General features: G+C 51.7%; 17 protein-coding genes. 8 read left to right on the top strand and 9 right to left on the bottom strand.

Going from position 1 to position 18,512, the window contains the following annotated elements; genetic code table 11:
• Window positions 1-41 precede the first annotated feature (41 nt).
• Genes dnaE through B3007_RS06025 form a run of 5 tightly spaced genes read left to right on the top strand, consistent with a single transcriptional unit; the run spans window position 42 to window position 6,708 of the window.
• Window positions 42-3,536, top strand: coding sequence for a DNA polymerase III subunit alpha (dnaE, locus tag B3007_RS06045; RefSeq protein WP_301378044.1), 3,495 nt, complete (start codon window positions 42-44; stop codon window positions 3,534-3,536).
• The gene (gene tilS, locus B3007_RS06040) at window positions 3,517-4,869 is read left to right on the top strand and encodes a tRNA lysidine(34) synthetase TilS (RefSeq protein WP_301378045.1); all 1,353 of its coding nucleotides are present in this window, start codon (window positions 3,517-3,519) and stop codon (window positions 4,867-4,869) included. Before dnaE ends, tilS begins: the two co-directional genes overlap by 20 nt.
• 4 nt (window positions 4,870-4,873) lie before the next feature.
• The gene (locus tag B3007_RS06035; RefSeq protein WP_301391521.1) at window positions 4,874-5,443 is read left to right on the top strand and encodes a hypothetical protein; all 570 of its coding nucleotides are present in this window, start codon (window positions 4,874-4,876) and stop codon (window positions 5,441-5,443) included.
• A gap of 11 nt (window positions 5,444-5,454) precedes the next feature.
• Window positions 5,455-5,967, top strand: a complete 513-nt coding sequence (locus B3007_RS06030) for an acyl-CoA thioesterase (protein WP_297534039.1) — start codon at window positions 5,455-5,457, stop codon at window positions 5,965-5,967.
• Between the two features lie 9 nt (window positions 5,968-5,976).
• Entirely contained in the window at window positions 5,977-6,708 is a 732-nt protein-coding gene (locus B3007_RS06025; RefSeq protein WP_068435745.1) for a glutathione S-transferase family protein, read from the top strand.
• Window positions 6,709-6,712: 4 nt separating this feature from the next.
• Here B3007_RS06025 and nhaD read toward each other — a convergent pair whose 3' ends face one another.
• The 6 genes from nhaD to B3007_RS05995 all read right to left on the bottom strand — a co-directional run bounded on the left by nhaD (window position 6,713) and on the right by B3007_RS05995 (window position 13,316).
• Window positions 6,713-7,975: a sodium:proton antiporter NhaD gene (gene nhaD, locus B3007_RS06020; RefSeq protein WP_301378047.1), complete on the bottom strand. Its 1,263-nt coding sequence runs from the start codon at window positions 7,973-7,975 to the stop codon at window positions 6,713-6,715.
• Between the two features lie 120 nt (window positions 7,976-8,095).
• Window positions 8,096-8,728, bottom strand: coding sequence for a cyclic nucleotide-binding domain-containing protein (locus tag B3007_RS06015; protein WP_301378048.1), 633 nt, complete (start codon window positions 8,726-8,728; stop codon window positions 8,096-8,098).
• A gap of 384 nt (window positions 8,729-9,112) precedes the next feature.
• On the bottom strand, window positions 9,113-9,913 hold the full coding sequence (locus B3007_RS06010; protein ID WP_297534044.1) for a type IV pili methyl-accepting chemotaxis transducer N-terminal domain-containing protein: 801 nt from the start codon (window positions 9,911-9,913) through the stop codon (window positions 9,113-9,115).
• A 272-nt stretch (window positions 9,914-10,185) separates the two neighbouring features.
• Entirely contained in the window at window positions 10,186-11,781 is a 1,596-nt protein-coding gene (locus tag B3007_RS06005) for an ABC-F family ATPase (protein ID WP_297534086.1), read from the bottom strand.
• 139 nt (window positions 11,782-11,920) lie between these two features.
• Window positions 11,921-13,000: a CvfB family protein gene (locus B3007_RS06000; RefSeq protein ID WP_297534046.1), complete on the bottom strand. Its 1,080-nt coding sequence runs from the start codon at window positions 12,998-13,000 to the stop codon at window positions 11,921-11,923.
• 34 nt (window positions 13,001-13,034) lie between these two features.
• Window positions 13,035-13,316 (bottom strand): peptidylprolyl isomerase, encoded by a 282-nt coding sequence (locus tag B3007_RS05995; protein WP_301378049.1) that lies wholly within the window; start codon window positions 13,314-13,316, stop codon window positions 13,035-13,037.
• 86 nt (window positions 13,317-13,402) lie between these two features.
• On the opposite strand from B3007_RS05995, the gene B3007_RS05990 reads away from it, so the two are divergent.
• Together B3007_RS05990 and B3007_RS05985 are read left to right on the top strand one after the other, a co-directional pair.
• Window positions 13,403-13,723, top strand: coding sequence for a DUF3301 domain-containing protein (locus B3007_RS05990; protein ID WP_297534049.1), 321 nt, complete (start codon window positions 13,403-13,405; stop codon window positions 13,721-13,723).
• Between the two features lie 38 nt (window positions 13,724-13,761).
• Entirely contained in the window at window positions 13,762-13,995 is a 234-nt protein-coding gene (locus tag B3007_RS05985) for a GNAT family N-acetyltransferase (RefSeq protein ID WP_068435737.1), read from the top strand.
• A 188-nt stretch (window positions 13,996-14,183) separates the two neighbouring features.
• Here B3007_RS05985 and B3007_RS05980 read toward each other — a convergent pair whose 3' ends face one another.
• Together B3007_RS05980 and B3007_RS05975 are read right to left on the bottom strand one after the other, a co-directional pair.
• On the bottom strand, window positions 14,184-14,894 hold the full coding sequence (locus B3007_RS05980; RefSeq protein WP_301378050.1) for a glutamine amidotransferase-related protein: 711 nt from the start codon (window positions 14,892-14,894) through the stop codon (window positions 14,184-14,186).
• Between the two features lie 3 nt (window positions 14,895-14,897).
• A complete protein-coding gene (locus B3007_RS05975; protein ID WP_301378051.1) occupies window positions 14,898-15,155 on the bottom strand; it encodes a DUF3820 family protein in 258 nt (85 codons plus the stop codon).
• A 250-nt stretch (window positions 15,156-15,405) separates the two neighbouring features.
• On the opposite strand from B3007_RS05975, the gene B3007_RS05970 reads away from it, so the two are divergent.
• On the top strand, window positions 15,406-18,051 hold the full coding sequence (locus B3007_RS05970) for a bifunctional diguanylate cyclase/phosphodiesterase (RefSeq protein ID WP_301378052.1): 2,646 nt from the start codon (window positions 15,406-15,408) through the stop codon (window positions 18,049-18,051).
• Window positions 18,052-18,138: 87 nt separating this feature from the next.
• Here the strand turns inward: B3007_RS05970 and B3007_RS05965 are convergent, their stop codons facing one another.
• A complete protein-coding gene (locus B3007_RS05965; protein ID WP_273091947.1) occupies window positions 18,139-18,420 on the bottom strand; it encodes a pyrimidine/purine nucleoside phosphorylase in 282 nt (93 codons plus the stop codon).
• Window positions 18,421-18,512 lie beyond the last annotated feature (92 nt).

Here is an 18,512-nt window from a genome sequence, read left to right as displayed (position 1 = left end):
AGAAAACCGGTACAATCTCCCGATCATTAACAGGGGGCAACATGGCCGGTCGCTTTGTTCATCTCAGAGTTCACTCCGAGTACTCGCTTTACGACAGTACAATTCGTGTAAAAAAACTGGTTCAGGCAGCCGCAGATGCGGGCATGCCGGCGGTTGCTTTAACGGATCAGGCCAATACCTATGCGCTGGTTAAATTCTACAAAACCGCATTGGGAGCAGGCCTTAAACCGATTCTGGGCGCGGACCTCTGGCTGGAAAACCCCGATGACCAGACGGCGCCTTTCCGCGTCTGCGCTTTATGTATCAATGATGATGGGTACAAAAATCTCCGTGAGCTGGTGTCTCGTGGGTACAGCCAGAATCAGCACTTTGATAAAGCCATTGTTCGAAAAGAATGGCTATTCGAACAGTCAGCCGGTCTGATTCTGTTATCGGGTGGACGTGATGGCGATGTTGGTCAGCGGATCATTAAAGGTAAGCTTGAAGCGGCTGAGGCTCTGGTCGAAGAGTATATGGCGCATTTCCCGGATCGCTTCTATTTTGAGGTCCAGCGCACTGGGCGTGAGGGCGATGAAAATATTGTCCGCGCGGGCATGGCGATGGCCAGTAAGCTGGATGTACCCCTTGTCGCCACCAATGACGTACGTTTTATCAAAGCCGATGACTTTGAAGCTCACGAAACCCGTGTGTCTATTGGTCAGGGCTTTGCGTTGGACGATCCACGTCGTCCACGTGAATACAGTGAGCAGCAGTATTTCCGCTCGGGCGAAGAAATGGAGTCGCTGTTCAGTGATATTCCGTCCGCCATTGAAAACACCGTGGAGATTGCCAAGCGGTGTTCGGTAGAAGTCGAACTGGGCACCTACTACTTGCCGGACTATCCGATTCCGGAAGGTATGAACGAGGACGACTTTTTCCGCAAGATTTCTGAGGTAGGTCTGAATGAGCGCCTGGACGTCATTCTGGCTGGGATACCTAAAGACTCACCGGAATACGCCGAAAAGCGCAAACCTTACGATGACCGTCTGAAGTTCGAGCTGGATATTATTATTCAGATGGGATTCCCCGGTTATTTCCTGATCGTAATGGACTTTATTCAGTGGGCCAAAGATCACGATATTCCGGTTGGCCCGGGGCGGGGTTCCGGTGCGGGCTCGTTGGTGGCCTACGCGCAGAAAATTACCGACCTTGATCCGCTCGAATACGACCTGCTGTTCGAACGATTCCTGAACCCGGAACGTGTCTCCATGCCTGACTTCGATATCGACTTCTGTATGGAAGATCGTGAGAAGGTGATTCAGTACGTGGCCGACAACTACGGCCGTGAGGCGGTGTCTCAGATCGTAACCTTCGGCACCATGGCGGCGAAGGCGGTAGTGCGTGACGTGGCCCGTGCTCAGGGCAAGTCGTTTGGTTTGGCCGATAAGCTCTCTAAGCTGATTCCGGGTGATCCGGGCATGACGCTGGAGAAAGCTTTGTCGACCGAAGCCCTGCTGAAAGAATTCCTCGACGAAGACGAAGAAGCCCAGGAAATCTGGGAAATGGCCCTCAAGCTTGAGGGGATTGCCCGTCAGACCGGTAAACATGCTGGTGGTGTGGTGATCGCACCGACTAAATTGACCGACTTCTCGGCGACAGCCTGTGAACCAGACGGTACCGGTCTGGTGACTCAGTTTGATAAGAACGACGTGGAAGAAGCCGGCCTGGTGAAGTTCGACTTCCTGGGTCTGCGGACCCTGACCATCATCGACTGGGCGCTCGAAACCATTAACCGCAAGCAAGCGGAAAAAGGGTTGGAGCCGGTGGACATCAATATGATTCCACTCGATGACGAGCCCTCCTACAAGCTGCTGAAAGAAGCCAAAACCACCGCGGTATTCCAGCTCGAATCGCGCGGGATGAAAGATCTGATCCGCCGTCTCCAGCCGGATAACATCGAAGACATGATCGCACTGGTGGCCCTGTTCCGTCCGGGGCCGCTGGAATCCGGCATGGTGGACGACTTTATTAACCGTAAGCACGGTCGTGCCGAAGTCGCCTATCCACACCCAGATTTCCAACACGAAACCTTGAAAGAAACGCTTGAGCCTACGTACGGAGTTATCGTCTATCAGGAACAGGTGATGCAGATCGCCCAGATCCTTGCGGGCTACACGCTGGGCGGCGCAGACATGTTGCGTCGTGCCATGGGTAAGAAAAAGCCAGAAGAGATGGCCAAACAGCGGGATACTTTTCGTGAGGGTGCTATCTCGGTGGGGGTAGACCCGGATCTGGCGATGAAGATCTTCGACCTGGTAGAGAAATTTGCAGGTTACGGCTTCAACAAGTCTCACTCCGCTGCTTACGCTGTCGTTTCTTATCAGACTCTGTGGCTGAAACAGCACTTCCCTGCGCCCTTTATGGCGGCGGTACTGACCTCGGACATGCAGACCACCGACAAGGTGGTGGTCTTTATCGAAGAGTGTCGGGAGATGGGCATTGAGCTCATCCTACCGGACGTAAACCAGAGCCAGTACGGCTTTACCGTGAATGATGACGACGCCATCGTTTATGGTCTCGGCGCGGTGAAGGGCGTGGGTGAAGGCCCGATTGACGCCATTATTGCTGCCCGTAAAGACGGCCCTTTCCGTGACATGTTTGATTTCTGCAAGCGGGTTGACCCGAAGAAAATCAACAAACGGGTAATGGAGGCGCTGGTGCGTTGCGGTGCCTTTGACCGTCTTGAGTACACTGCACCGCGTTCGGTGCTGATGGCCAGCATCGAAGATGCCATCAAGGCAGCTAACCAGAGCGCCGCAAATGAAGCCGCCGGCATGTTCGACATGTTTGGTGAAGTCGAAGCTGAAGAGGCCGTCACTGGCGATGTTTATGAACGTCATCGTCGTCTGCGTGACTGGAGCCTGAAAGAGCGCTTACAAGGCGAAAAAGATACGCTCGGTCTGTTCGTCACGGGTCACCCATTCGATGAATATGAGAAAGAGGTCCGCCAGTTAGTGCCGACCCGCCTGTCACACCTGCAGGAAGCCAAAGCACCGCAGAAGCTCTCTGGTCTGGTGGTTGATATGCGGGTGATGAAGAATAAGCGCGGCGACAATATGTGCTTCGTCACTCTGGATGACCGCTCTGGCCGGATGGAAGTCGCACTTTTCTCCGATGTTTATGAACAGGTGCGCGAGGTCGTCGCTAAAGATAAGGTGCTCGTCGTCGAAGCTCAGATCAGCCACGACGATTACTCAGGCGGCCTGAAAGCTACTGGGCGCAATGCTATGGAAATCAGCCAGGCTCGCCTCACTTACGCCAATTCAGTTCGTGTCAGCGTCGATGGTGAGGTCAACCCCGATACCTTCTGTCAGCGCCTTGCTAAGCTACTGCAACCCTTAGAAAACGGCTGCCCTGTGGTTCTGGACTATCGCAACGAAGTTGCGAGTTGTGATATCCGTCTCGATGATCGTTGGCGTATCAATCCAACCGATGAGCTATTACAGGAGTTGAGATACGAATTCGGCGAGGCCTCCGTTGAGCTTGTCTTCAGCTGAGCAGCTGCGTATTGAGTTAACTGAGGCACTCGCACCGGTATTCTCAGAATACCCCGGTACGGCTGTGTATCTCGCGTTGAGCGGCGGCATGGACTCCCGTCTGATGCTCGATTGCATTGCCTCCCGGCCAGAGTGGTGCTCACGGGTGACGGCGATTCATGTTAATCATGGCCTTAGCCCGGATTCAGACCTCTGGCAGCAGGAATGCCAGCGTCACTGTGAAGCCTGTGGTGTTTCTTTCATCGGCCGGAAGGTAACGCTGGAATACAAAGGGCAGGGAACCGAAGCCGCTGCCCGGGACGCCCGCTACGCCGCTTTTCAGCAGTTGCTCCCGCCCCAGGCTCTGTTACTGACCGCACATCACGGTTCTGACCAGGCGGAAACCCTACTGCTGCGGTTATTTCGTGGCAGCGGTTTGGCCGGACTCAAAGGAATGTCACCCAGTCGTAAGCTGACCCGTCACCCTGACGATGAACGCACAGTCGTGCGTCCGTGGTTGGGGTTTACGCGAGAGCAATTGGCCCTGGCCGCAAGAGGGCTGAGTTGGATTGAAGATGATTCTAATCTGGATCAGACCTTCGATCGTAACTGGATCAGGCACAGTTTACTGCCGTCACTGCAGGCCCGGTATCCGTCTATTGAGTCAACCCTCATCGAAACCACACACCACCTGTCCGCTGACCATCAGTTATTGATGGATCTACTCTCGCCGGTATTAGATGAGGCGATCTCAGAATGTAACTGGCCGGCCACTGCCCCCTTTTGCCTCTCTGTCGAAGCAGTTAATGAGCGGTCTCCGCGGGTGCGTTTTCATCAGGTCAGGTATTGGCTTCAGAAAAATGGATTACCCATACCTCAGGGAAAGAAGGTCTGGCACTGGCTGGAACAGGCCTTGAGCGCAGGGCCAGACCGCCAGCCGAGCTTACGGTTTGACGGTGTCGTACTACAGCGTTTCAAACAGCACCTTTATGCATGGAGTGAACAAAAGACGCCAGATAGTGTCGACTGTATACCGGTGACATGGGGGCGGGGTACCATCGCGCCCTTAGAAAATAGTCGACTCTTGCCTGAGGGCTGGTCGGTATTGCCCGCCCGGCAATGTGCGTCGAAAGTTCTGCGCCGAGAAGGGCAACAGACGAAAACATTGAAGAACGTGTGGCAGGAAAACGGTGTTCCGGTCTGGCTCAGAGATGACTGGCCCATGCTGATTTACCAGGGTGATATTCTGGCCGTTCTGGGTTTGATGAATGAATGTTCTCCTGAATGTGAACCGGTAGACATTTTAAGCCTCAAATGGCGCCAGGGCGCTATTTGGAGGGAAACGACTGAATGATATTATGACGTTATCTATGACAGACAGCAGAAAGCAAACTTGCAAAACGAAGCGCTGCTGGATAAGGATGTCTGCAGTAATAAGTATTGTATCGCTGATCTTTCTGGCCGGGTGTGAGGACCAGACCGCAAAAATACTGCGTGGAGAAAAGCCAGTCTCAAATTTATGGTCTGAAATGGGGACTGCCTCTCAGACAGAGGCAGAGGCAAGCGACGATACTTCAGCTCAGAGTAAGTCAGATCAGAATTCTGATCCGGAAGGCGTATCAGGATCAGAAGAGAGTTCTGAGGCTGAAAAGACTTTTCTGAAGACAGTAACGAAAGTAAAAGAAGAGAATAAAAATAAAGACAAAAGGCCCCTGAATTTATCTTTGCCCTCGATGTCCTGGGAGACGATAGGAGGTGACGGTTCTTCTCGCGGCGTGCTCCCCGATGTATTCCGGGAAATACCGCAGGAGTCGACATTGAACTTCTCCGGAAAACTGCTCTGGGATGAATCAGAAGAGGCTAGGCAAATGCCGATCGAAGATACAATTAAAGGCGCAGAGGTAGAACTGCAGTTCTATTTGCCCTGACAGGATAAGCCATGAATCTGTTAATACGTTTTTTTCTTCTCTGGCTGTTCAGCGGCCAGACACAGCATAGCAAGAGCGATACGGTCAGGCAGAGTTACCGCATCCAGCCGCATGATATGGGCTGGCGGAACCATCTTCCAAATTTCCGCTTTCTGAGTTTTATGGAATTAGGAAGGTTTCAGTTCTGGAGAGGGCTTAAACAAGAACTGAAGCGGCCTGCGGGGATGCGTCTGATTGCCGCGCAGGACATGATTTATATCCGCCCGGTAGGTTTTCTCGCCCGGCTGGATATGGAGACCACTCTTCTGGGGTGGGATAAGAAGTACGTATATTTCAGACACGATTTTTACGTGGGGAAAAAACTGGTGGCAACTGGAATCGTGAAGGAAGCGTGTGTCGCCAAAGGAGCAGTTCTGTCCCCGGAAGATATTTTCAGTGGAGAAAGTCCACAGAGTGCTGCGGGTATCGTGGAGAGCTGGCAGCAATTTCAGGCGGAAGTCCGGAGTGCATCGGGACCCCGCTGAGGAGGTCCGATGATAAAGCTATATCAGTTCCCGGTGTCGCACTACTGCGAAAAAGTTCGCTGGGCGCTGGATTTTAAGGGGCTGAAATACCGGAAAATTAATCTTGTACCTGGACCTCATGTGCGCAAGGTTCTGCAGATGGCCTCAAGATCACAGGTGCCGGTTCTTGAAGACGGCAAAGTGATAGTGCAGGGCAGTGCAGAGATTATTGATTACCTCGAATCGAAATACCCCGAACGCTCACTCACGCCAAAAGACCCTTCGCTGGCAGAGCAAGCCAGGGCTTGGGAAGAGCGTCTGGATCGGATCGCTGGCCCAGCGGTCAGAACGTTTAATTATCATTTCCTGTTACCATTCCCGAGAGCAATCGTGCCCTTGCTTACTGCAAAACAGAGCCTGGTAGTGAGCATGATGTTTTACGTTGGTTATCGTAAGCTCTCGAATACCTTACGTGGCTGGATGAACATCAACGAAACCAGTGCTCACAAAGCAATGAACGACATGGATGAATTGCTGAACGAATTGCGACAGATATATGCGAACACCCGATATCTGGTCGGTGATGAATTTACGCGTGCTGATCTCACTGCCTGCGCTTTGTTTGCACCTTTATTCAGACCGAATGGCTATGGCCTTAAGTGGCCGACTGACGTCGAGGAACCCGCCGAAATGAAACACTGGAAAGCGTCTCACGAGCGAGCCCTGCAATCGTTGGCTATTCGCTACGAACAGAACCGTTAAGGCGTCAGGTTTGAGCGAAGATCAGGGTGCCGAGCCCCATCGTCAGAGCGTACCCCAGGGTGTATGCCAGTAGTAAAGCGACGATAAATCTCAGATAAGTGCCAAACGTTAATGCTTCAATCTTACTCATTGCGACAATGCCTGCGGCTGAACCTATGATCAGCAGTGAACCACCCACTCCTACGGCATAGGTCAGTGCCAACCACTCCGCTGGACTCATCACAACGTCTGATTTGAGCAGGGCAGCAGTGAGAGGGACGTTATCGATAATGGATGAAAACAGCCCCATCAGATAGTTCGCCTGCCACGCAGGAAGATACTCATAGACGGCAACAAACGAATCCAGTGCTCGGATCTCTTTCAGCGCGCCGACCACCATAAGAATGCCGAGGAAGAACATCAGGGTATCGAATTCGATACGACGGATATAATCCATAATAGGATCATCCTCAGTATCTTCTCCCATCCCTTTCGCGACCAGGAACATAATGGACAGCCCGGTCAGAAAGGTAAGTACAGGTGGAATATCGAAGAGTACATTGAAGGCAATGGTAGTCATGATCGTCAGCAGGAAAATACCCGCTACGACAATGTCGACCTGCTGTAGGTCGTGCGATGTTTTGGTGACAGTCACCTCGCCGGACATCGGTAACATCAGCAGAGCGATCAGAACGAGAACGGCACAGAAGGCTGGCAGAGAAAGCATCAGCAGGCTGGTAATTTCTGCTTTATCGGCGAGAAATATCATCAACGTCGTCACGTCGCCAGTGATCATGGCCACGCCGCCTGAATTCACAGCAAAGACAGCAATCGCGGCGAACCTCAGTGTCTTCTGAGCAGGTAATTGCAACGAAAGAATGAGAGCGACGGATACCAGTGTCGCGGTAATGTTGTCGGCGAGCGATGAGAAGACAAAGGCAAATAAACCAGTGAGCAGCATCAGTTTTCGTTCGGATATTTGCTGCGGAAGCACCTTGAAAATGGCGCTTTCGATCAAGCCCTTTTTATTAAGGTAAGCGACAAAGGTCATCGCTGCGGTGAGGAACAGCCAGAGTGCGGCAATTTCTCCGATGTTTTCTTTCAGCCCTTCCTCAATCCTATGATGCTCCGGTGTCCCGATGCTGGCGGCAAACAGAATGACCCAGGAAATTGAGCCGAAGAACAATACCGACTGGGCTTTATTAATGTGAATAACTTCTTCGAAGATAATTCCGATCAACGCCAGCACGGCGAGTGTAATCAGAATCCAGGAAACAAATTCAGGCATGAGCGACGCTTATTCAGGGCATGAGAACCTTCATTCTATGCCCATCACCATAGGTGCGAAAGCAGACATATGTCCTAATTGCTGAACAAATTGATCCAGCTCAGAGGCTGTTACGTGAGATCAGTTATCTGACAGGCTGGCGTCATTCCAGTCGCGCAATAGTTCTGCCTGAAGATGAGCAAGCTCCATCAATGCATGCAGTTCGGCAGCTGTATTCTTCTCGCCAGAATAGATAGGCAGAGAGCGGATGCGTTGTACGAGTGCGTGGTCCGGTGATTCCATTTTTTTTCGCTCAAGTGCCCAGCGGATATTGCTGTTCAGCATGCGGAAGAAGGTAATACGAGTTGTCAGGCTGAAGATACTGGCGCTGTCGCTGTGACGGAAGTGGTCGAACTCAATGCCTGCCAGCAGGGCGTTCTTACTCGAGACCCGGATAGATGCTGAGCGCTTAAAATTCAGCACCATTGCCATGACACCAAATGGTTCGCCGGGGTTGATTGTGCCCAAGACTTCTTCTGCGTGATCATCGGCAATGACGTCGAGCTCACCGCGCAGCAGAAAATACAATACGTTTGCGCCATCACCTTTATGCAGCACAATTTCATTCTGCTCGGCGGTCACAAATCGCGCCTGCGTCATCAATAACTCGAATTGTTCTGGATCAGTCTTCAGTAGCTCTTTGAAAAAAGTGACGCCGGAAACGATTCTGTGGAGGTTTTCAAGCGGGTACTCTTCCCGGGTGACGGGGCGCATAAAAGATCCTGTTGTCTAACGCACACCTAACGCTCAGGTATGCCCTATGATTTATGTAGCTCCAATCGTAATCCGGCTCAGCCACATACGAACGACGGGAGCATACCACTCGCTTTACGATGAAAATGAGAATCGGCCCGCATTGTGGCAGATTATCACGTCGTCTGTTTAAGAGTAGCTCACTATGATGTCATCGCTTTATAAAATGATGCTCTGTTCATTATTGCTTCTTGCAATAACTACTCTACACAAAATTCTTTCGATGCTGGAGACTCAGTAAGAGGGAAGTGATCGCGGTGTTGTTTGGGGAGGTGTTCGGTCTTGGGGGGGGCGCTGGTGCTGCCGCCCGAGCTGGGCGACAGACTCAACTTAAGCTGTCTCTGATCAGTCTGATCCGGCGAGAAGCTGATCTGAATTCATCAGTTCCTGGTATTGGCCGGTGATTTTGTCCATCTTTTTCAGGATTGATTCGGTGGTTACTGAAATCACGGTGGGAACAAACCGGCCCTGATCACCGAGCTGAAAGCCTGACTGTGAAAACTTCCACTGATTCTGTACACGCTTCAGTGCATCATTGAGTGGGTCGTCATTTTTCTTCGATGCCTGAAGCTCAAGCAGTGACTCATCGAAGAGGGTAATCGCTTGCTTAAACTCCTCTTCGAGAGCGGGAGCATCGACCTTCCAGTACATCGCCATGTAAGCCTTAGCGATTTTCTGGGATAGCATTCGCTGGCGGCCCGACATATTGACCAGGCGGCCACTGGCAATGCCCGAGTGCTTCTCGATCTCTTTCACGACATCATTACACGCAGTGAGAAGATTCAGGTTTTCTTTCAGTAGTTCCGGCACAAGAGACTTGTCGGGTGTAGAGATGATTTTAACCCGGTGCGAGAGCCATATCTCCTCTACGGCATCCAGTTTCGCATTGATTTTATCACTGGGAGCGTAATCGCGCAGGGCCAGAAACTGCTCTTCAAACAGTGCAACGGCAGAATCCAGCTGTCGCTGTGCCGTTTCAGTTTTTACGTTGGCACCGATCATCAGGTAGTCCTTCATCATACGTTGTGAAAGCATACGCTGACGGCCTGATACATTGATGGCTTCTGCATCCGTGAGGCCCCAGCTAAGAGTCGGAGCAGTCAGGGGCATGAGAGTAATCATAAGTGTGAACAGCAGACTTCTCACGGTTATATCCTTTGCTTAGTTGATTAATATTCGCCTGATTCGGCTGGCTTATAAGCAACGCAGCAAGATACGAGCCACCAGTGAAATATAGCTGTCATGAAAGACAGGTGGCCGGAAATCCACGAACTCCGGCCATCTGAGGACGCAGGCCTGCACTGACTGAGGGCATGTTTCAGTTGGATAGATGATATTTAGTGCAAAAAGAAAGAGATAACAGCGGGGGAGGATGGCCCCGCCGGCTGCGGGGTCACCATTATTCAATAGCTGTTGGCTTATTCGATACCGAGTGACTTCAGGTACTCGTCATAGCTGCCGTGGAAGTCGACAATCTCGTTGTCGCGGATCTCGATAATACGGGTCGCCAGTGACGACACGAACTCACGGTCGTGGGAGACGAAGATAAGGGTGCCTTCGTACATCTCCAGTGCCATGTTCAGAGACTCAATGGATTCCATGTCCATGTGGTTGGTCGGTTCGTCCATCAGCAGAACGTTATGGTCGTTCATCATCAGCTTACCGAAAAGCAGGCGACCCTTCTCACCGCCTGAGCACACTTTGACGGATTTCTTGATGTCGTCCTGGTTGAATAACAGGCGACCAAGAGTACCGCGCACGGCCTGATCGTCGTGCTTATCGGTTTTCCACTGCTCCATCCAGTCGTACAGGTTGCCGCCCATATCGAATTCGTATTCGTGATCCTGTGCGTAGTAGCCAAGGTCGGCGTTTTCAGCCCACTTAATGGTGCCGGCCGTTGGCGTGACATCGCCGACCAGACACTTCAGGAAGGTCGTCTTACCGGCGCCGTTGGCACCGATCACGGCAATTTTTTCACCGGCTTCAATCAGCAGGTTGGTGTTCTTGAACAGCGGTGCTTCGCCATCGTAAGAATGTGCCAGACCTTCGATCTCCAGCGCCAGACGGTGGAGTTTCTTCTCCTGATTGAAGCGGATATATGGGTTCTGACGGCTCGAAGGCTTGATGTCGTCGAGCTTAATTTTTTCCATCTGCTTAGCGCGGCTGGTGGCCTGCTTCGCTTTCGACGCGTTGGCCGAGAAGCGCGATACAAACTGCTGCAGTTCAGCGATCTGAGCTTTCTTCTTGGCGTTTTCTGATTGCAGACGCTCGCGGGCTGCGGTCGAGGCAATCATAAAGTCGTCGTAGTTGCCCGGATAAATCTTGATATCGCCGTAATCAATGTCGGCCATGTGCGTGCACACAGAGTTCAGGAAGTGACGGTCGTGCGAGATGATGATCATGGTGCACTTCATGTCATTGATGATGCCTTCCAGCCAACGAATCGTGTTGATGTCGAGGTTGTTGGTCGGTTCGTCGAGCAGCAGGATGTCCGGGTTTGAGAACAGCGCCTGCGCCAGCAGAACACGCAGTTTCCAGCCTGGGGCGACTTCAGACATCGGGCCCTGATGAAGTTCGGTCTCAATGCCCGCGCCTAACAGAAGCTCACCGGCACGGCTTTCGGCGGTGTAGCCGTCCATTTCTGCGAACTCACCTTCAAGCTCAGCGGCGCGCATGTAGTCGTCTTCGGTGGCTTCCAGATTAGCGTAGATCGCATCGCGCTCTTCTTTGATGGCCCACAACTCTTTGTTGCCCATCATCACGGTGTCGATCACAGTGCATTCTTCAAACGCAAACTGATCCTGATGCAGCTTACCGAGACGCTCGCCCGGTGATACGCTGACGTTGCCCGCGCTTGGCTCCAGTGAACCATCGAGGATCTTCATGAAGGTAGATTTTCCACAACCGTTGGCACCGATGAGGCCGTAGCGGTTGCCATCTCCGAATTTGACAGAGATGTTCTCGAACAGCGGCTTGGCACCGAACTGCATGGTGATATTAGCGGTAGAAATCACAGGCACTTCCTGAATTGCGTAGGCAGATTTTGGGACGTATTCAAAGGCCGCGACTATACGCGTTTTCGCCACAGAAAACGAGTCTGAACCCCCACCACATACACCAGAGTACCTGTCGCGGGGGCCTTAATTGAGTGACTTACTTTTTCAGGCGCAGGGTATTGCCCGAGGTGTTCTTAGGATTGCGGTATACCGTCTTTTTGCGCGGTGCAGATGAGCTGCTGTCATCTTTGCTGTCTTTGGGCTGTTCTTTCCGGGCGGTATGCTTCTCAGGCTTGCGATTGTTTGCTTTCTGGCCTTTGGGCTTGTTCTTTTTAGCATCGGGCTTGCCACCGGCATGTTTGATGGCTTTCTTACGCTCTTCCTCACTGGCGAGTCGGATGCCATTCTCCTCGATTATGATTTCCCGTTCTTTGTAGAGCTTCCCTACGGCCATCTTAAACGCACGCTTGCTGACACCGAAGTGCATTTCGATCAGTTCTGCCGGGCTGTAATCGTTCAGGCCCAGAGTGCCGCCGGAGTCTTTGAGCTTCTGCAGGATGCGCTTTGATAGCGAATCGGCTCTCTGATGGCCAATGGGCTCGAGGCTCAGGTCCAGACGCTGGTCTTCCCGTACCTGACGGATAAAGCCCTCGGTCTTCTGTCCAACGCGGATCGCTTTATGAATCTGGCTGTTGTGAAGCACACCCCAGTAGGTGTTATCGACGATGGCTTTGTAGCCAATATCCGTACGTTGCGCGATCAGTAGCTTGACCTTATCGCCCATCTGATATGGGTCAGCAGCGCCCGGCCAGTTCGCGCTTGCTTCGTCTTTAATAAAGCGATTCAGACGTGTAGTGCCGATTAAACGCCCGGTATTGTCGCTGGTGACGTAGACCACGTACGACTGCCCGGCTTCCATGCGTTGCTTCTGCTCAGCAAAAGGAACGAACAGATCTTTCGGCAGGCCCCAGTCGAGAAACGCTCCGGTACGGTTCACGTCTTTCACCATCAAACTGGCCGCCTGGTTCAGCTGTACCCGCGGGCGCTGTGTCGTAGCGATCAGACGATCATCGGAATCCAGGTAAATAAATACTTCAAGCGTACTGCCGGTTTCTATGCCCTCGGGCACAAAACGGTTGGGCAGGAGCACGCGCTCGCCGCTGTCATCGCTCAGGTACAGGCCCTGGGGCTGTGTGTCGGCGACCGTCAGAGTGTGAAACAGACCGGGTGTCATCATGGGGTTCTCCGTATTTTCAGGGGCGTCAGCGTCTTCACTGACGGTAAAGTGTTTTGATCAGATGCCAGCCGAATTTGGTTTTCACCGGCCCTTGTACTTTTAACAGGGGGCCTTTGAAGACGGCATCGACGAAGGGCTTCACCATATCGTTGCGACCGAACTCTCCCAGTGAGCCGCCTTGTTTGCCGGACGGACAGGTGGAGTGTTTACGCGCCAGCTTGTCGAACTCAGCCCCTTTGTTGAGCTGTTTCAGCAAAGATTCGGCTTCCTCACGGGTTTTGACAAGAATATGGCAGGCGCAGGCGCGGTTGGCCATGGTGGAAACCTCCGGAATACTGACGGGTCATACAGGTGTGTTACTCTCAGCGCGGATAGTATCACAGGCCCAGAGGTGAGGTACGGGTGGAATTACTGATCATAGCGGTACTCGCCGGGCTGGCTTTGCTTGGTTGGCCCGCAATTCAGCGGCAACAGGCGGCGCGGGTGCTGGCGCTCAGGTATCTGCGGAAGCAGTGTCAGCAGGAGAATCTGCAGCTGCTCGATGACACTGTGTCGCTGGCACGTATGCGTCTTAAGTTTACTAAGGGGCGACCTGTGCTGGTACGAGGCTACGAATTTGAATTCAGTGTCGACGGCGGTGATCGCTACCCGGGCTCACTGGTACTGGAGGGCTACCGGCCGGTATCTGTGGTGCTGGCGGTGCATTCTGATCCACAGGCCTGATTCGCTGCCATCAACAACTTCATACAAGGAACGAGATAATGGTTAACCACGAATCAGAGAAGTCCCGCTTCGTGATTGAACAGGACGGTAAAGAGTGTGTGCTTGATTACGTACTGAAAGGTGATCAAGTGAATTTTACACACACCTATGTCCCGTTCGCTTTGCGCGGAAAGGGGTTAGCTGAAGAACTTGTTAAAACCGGGCTTCAATGGGCTAATGACAACTCTCTTACTATCAAGGCCAGTTGTTGGTATGTGAAGAAATTTCTGTAAGCATTTACAACCTGTCTGATCTGCACACTCGATAGCCTCATCCATAGTGAATTGTGTGTGCTCAGGTATCATCAGACCTGGCAGGACGTTCACTGATACTTACGAATTTCTGTCCAGAGAGAACTAAATGCTGAATGCATAAGGACTCGAGAAAATCGTCAGTAAAAATAGAGCCATCGATACCACGCTTAAGCGCGCGGCAGGTGAATAAATTCAGTCATCCAGCGAGCGATGGTTTTGCTGTCATTCGGTTGTTCCAAAGTATTCATTGCCTGAGTTAAACGCTCATCGCCAACGTCTTCGCGGCGGCGCTCCAGTAACCTTCTGAAGTATTCGGGCGTAAATTCCGGGTGCCCTTGAAAGCTCAGGATCAGATCATTGTTATACCAGGCGGCGTATTGGCAGAAGTCACTACCCGCCAGTCTACGGGCCCCTTCTGGTAGCGCAGAAACCTGATCTTTATGACTGTAAATCAGTTGATAGGCTGGCTGATCATCATTCAGCCACATGGGGCGGTGATCAATCTCCGTCATATGATTACCGACGCCCCAACCCTTGTTGCTTAAGCCTGCGTGGCCACCCAATGCATGGGCCAACAACTGATGGCCAAAGCATATGCCGAGCATGCGTTCTTTACGTGAGTGGGCTTCGCGCACCCATTCCATTAATGGCTGAATCCAGTGGTCGGTGTCGTAAACACCGGTCTTTGAGCCGGTCAGTAGGTAGGCGTCGCATTCCCCCGCTGACGGTAACTCGCCGTCATGAATCTGATAGAAAGTGAAGTTCAGGTTTGGATCAATGCTGGCGAGAAGTTCAGACAACATGACGCCATAGGACACATAATCGCCGATAAGGTCATCATAGAGAACATCACATTCAAGGATACCGAGAGCGGCCATAGATCAATGGCTCCCTTTTGCTGCTGGTTGTATCAACTTTGCCGGATAAGCTTTTTTGAGAGGGAGAAGGACATCTTCGACCCCATGAATCCGTATCTCGAGCATCATAGCAAGCAAGTCACCCAGACGCCCCTGTGGGAACCCCTTTTTTTGCATCCAGAGCAAGTATTCTTCAGGAATGTCGCAAATGCGTTTTCCCTGATATTTACCGAACGGCATGGTCATCTGAACCAGCTGTAGAAGGTGCTCTTTGGTATACATTATTTGGCCTGTATGGATGGTTGGGGGCAATGCAGCAACAGTTTTGATTCTAAAAAGTTCCCCAGATTCTTTCAAATTGTTAAAAAGTCAGTTAAACCTCATATTGATAGTCTACACTTTAAGAGATCTACCGGGTGATAGAGTTGTTAGGGCGCTCGGACATTAAGTAGTAAGGCTCGTCTGATATTCATATGACCACGGGTCATCAGGGTGTGCCAGAGACAGTAATATCAGGAGTCAGAGAATTTGTATGGTTGTGCTGACCTCAACAGCTGAAGGGAAATATCAGCCTAGTGAGGGATGGAAACGCGTAGAAGAAGAAAGTCGTCGCGCTGGCGTCACCAATGGTGGACGTTTCGGTGCGGCTGATTTGCGTCTGGAAACCATTCTGGAGAGAACCATGCGGGTATTTATTACTACCCGTGCCGCAACCTTTGCGACTGACGTTGAGGGAGCGTTGTTCCAGATGGCCCGAGTCCTCAAGGCCAGGGCGGCTGCACTCTATATCGCGACAGACGGCTCAGGAAAACGTCCCGAGCTGGCCGTTGCTGTGTCACCGAATGATACGGAGCAACTGGCGACGGTTATTCGCGATGGATGGTCTATAGAGGGTGGCAGTATATCTCCACGCTGCTCTTTTGCTGATGATGAAAATGCGGACGAAGAAGCATTACGTCATTATCTCGGAGGCAACCGCCTCTCTACTATTCCCCTGTTAAATGACTATGGCGTGACTGGTTGGTTATTTCTCACGTTCGATGATCCTACACAGCGCCTTTCTCCACGTAAGCTGACTCAGCTGGGAACGTTCGCGCAGTTCTGCCTGCTTATGCAGGAACGCCTGCATGTCATGGAAGTACTCGAAGATCGTGAGCATCTTTTACGTCAGACAGAGCGTCTTGCCAATATTGGTTCCTGGTATGACGACGTTGAAAACGATCAGATCACTATTACTCCCCAAACGGCAGCAATTTTTGAGCAGGATGAAAATCTTGAAGTCGTCAGTCTTTCTCAGTATTTCGAGTACATTCACCCCGAAGATATAGAGCGTGTTGCGCAGACACTCACGGAAAGCATGAACGAGTGTAAGCCGTCGGACATGACCTATCGGATCAGCTTACCGTCCGGAGCAGAGAAAGTTATTCACGGCCGTGCTGAAGTTATTGTTAATGCTGAGGGCCGGGTTGTTGCTCGTGTTGGTTCGGTGCAGGATATTACTGAACAGCAGGCACGGGAGAATCGCCTGCGCCTGGCGATGACAGTGTTCGAGTTTTCAATGGAAGGTGTGGTGATTACCGATGCTGACCAGAAAATTGAAGCGGTTAATCCGGCGTTCAGTACCATTACCGGATATTCTGAACGAGAAGCTCTGGGCAAAGATCTTGGTTTTCTTCGTTCCAGTCGGCACAACCGGGAATTTTACCAGCGTATTAACAGTCAGTTGAATGAACGCGGTTACTGGCGCGGTGAAATCTGGAATACACGTAAAAACGGCGAAAGTTATCCTCAGTGGCTTACTCTGACCTTAGTTCGTGATGAACAGAAACGAGTGACGCATTACGTCGGTGTATTCTCGGATATGTCGCGTATAAAAGAGCACGAACAACAACTCAAACATTTATCCAATTACGATTCTTTAACGAATCTTCCTAATCGCCATTTACTACTAAGTCGCCTTGAAGGTGCGATCGCTGATGCCACGATTAATCAGCGCAAGGTCGGAGTGATTGCGATCGATCTGGATCACTTTAAGCACATTAATGATAGCCTCGGACATCCCGCGGGCGATCGTTTGTTGCAGGACTTTGCCAAACGTCTGCGCCAAAGGTTGAGAGATTCGGATACCGTTGCACGTCAGGGTGGTGATGATTTTGTTGTCGTGCTGGAAAGTGTGGGTAACGTCTCTCAGATCGAGAACGTTGCCGGTATTATTCTTGAGTTGCTCAAGACACCTTTTGATGTGGGGGTTGGCAAAGATTTTTATATCGGCGCCAGTATAGGTGTCACCATGTTCCCGGATCATGGGGCTGATGTGACTCAGCTGCTCAGTAACGCCGATGTGGCTATGTACGAGGCTAAGAAAGAAGGCCGTAACAAGTACAAGGTATACAGCAACGAAATGACTCAGGTCGTTGCTGACCGTCTTGAACTGGGCAACCGTTTGCGCCAGGCACTCACTACAGAAGATGAGTTGAGATTGTATTATCAGCCTCAGGTAGAGCTCACCGAAGGTCGCGTTGTTGGAGTTGAAGCACTGATCCGCTGGCATACGCCGGACGGCGAAATCATTCCGCCGGGGCGCTTCCTTCCAGTGGCAGAAGAGGGCGGCATGATGCCTGATCTGGACAGCTACGTGCTGGGTGTTGCCTGTCGCCAGATAGCGGACTGGCAGTACGAGGGGATAAATAAAATTACGGTTGCGGTAAACATCACCCAGCCAACCTTTATGGCCGGTGGCCTTGTGGGGCGTCTGACGGCATTGCTGGAGGAAACCGGCATTGATCCAGGCTGGCTTGAACTGGAAATTACCGAGGGTGCCTTACTGGAGCCGAGTTCTCAGGTGCTCAGTACCATTTCGGGACTGACAGCCTTAGGGGTGGCTCTGGCGATTGATGATTTCGGAACTGGCTACTCTTCGTTGTCTTATCTGCATCGTTATCAGGTTGATAAGCTCAAAATCGACCGAGGCTTCGTTCAGAGCGTCGAAATTGAAGATGAAGGAAAAGTCATTACCCGTACCATCATTCAGATGGCGAAAGGCCTGGGTTTACAGGTGCTGGCTGAAGGTGTCGAGACGGAAGGTCAATTGCACTTCCTGAGGGATAACGGCTGTGAAACCTGCCAGGGGTTCTTCTTCAGTCGCCCGGTGCCGGTAGAAGAACTGAGACTTAACTGATGACGTCTCAGCGTGATCGGGCGGTTGTCTGCCCGATCACGACGCTCAGGTACTTAAACCTGTACCCAAGACTTGTACCCGAGCAACTTACTCGTAAGTACAGAAGTAAGCCGTCTGACCTGACAGGCGGACTTTGAAATTCACGTTAGCTTCAATCTCGAAGGATTCACCATTAGTGAAGGTCTGCCACTCTTCGCTGCCTGGGAGCAGAGCGTCCATCTTGCCTGACACGATAGTCATGACTTCTTTCTGGCTGGTGCCGAATTCGTAATCGCCTGGCTCCATAACGCCAACAGTCGCTGGCAGTGTCTCGGTCTGCAGGGCAATCGACATCACCTTGCCGTCGAAATACTCGTTTACTTTTAACATTTTAGATTCTCCTGTGGATCTGGCGGGCGATTATACGCAGGCACTGTCCATAAGCGCAAAATAGACGAGCAAAAGTCCCATCATTTGTGTAT

Origin of the sequence: Thalassolituus sp. UBA675 (assembly GCF_002297765.1) — a bacterium.
GTDB lineage: Bacteria > Pseudomonadota > Gammaproteobacteria > Pseudomonadales > Oceanobacteraceae > Thalassolituus.
The sequence above is the reverse complement of the archived record's forward strand: the minus strand, read 5'-3'. Positions and strand labels throughout refer to the sequence as shown.